The sequence below is a fragment of the Lacinutrix sp. MEBiC02595 genome (assembly GCF_053601555.1).
Map to the genome: position 1 here is coordinate 1 of NZ_JBSHNU010000029.1, position 439 is coordinate 439.

The 439-nt window shown below is 52.8% G+C and carries 1 protein-coding gene; it reads left to right on the forward strand.

Features of this window, described 5'->3' with window-relative positions; genetic code table 11:
- A partial coding sequence (locus ACVCZW_RS00075; protein ID WP_452231286.1) for a hypothetical protein occupies positions 1–439 on the forward strand: 439 nt, incomplete at both ends.

Here is a 439-nt window from a genome sequence, read left to right on the forward strand (position 1 = left end):
AGCAGAAGCAGCGGCACAAGTTCAAGCAGAGGAAGACGCAAGATTAGCAGCAGAAGCAGCAGCGCAAACACAAGCCGATGAAGCAGCCAGATTAGCAGCAGAAGCAGAAGCAGAAGCACAAGCACAAGCCGATGAAGCAGCCAGATTAGCAGCAGAAGCAGCAGCGCAAACACGAGCCGATGAAGCAGCAAGATTAGCAGCAGAAGCAGCGGCACAAGTTCAAGCAGAGGAAGCAGCCAGATTAGCAGCAGAAGCAGAAGCACAAGCACAAGCCGATGAAGCAGCAAGAAAAGCAGCTGAAGCAGCAGCGCAAGTTCAAGCCGATGAAGCAGCCAGATTAGCAGCAGAAGCAGCAGCAAAAGCGCAAGCCGATGAAGCAGCAAGATTAGCAGCCGAAGCAGCAGCGCAAGCACAAGCAGATGAAGACGCAAGATTAGCA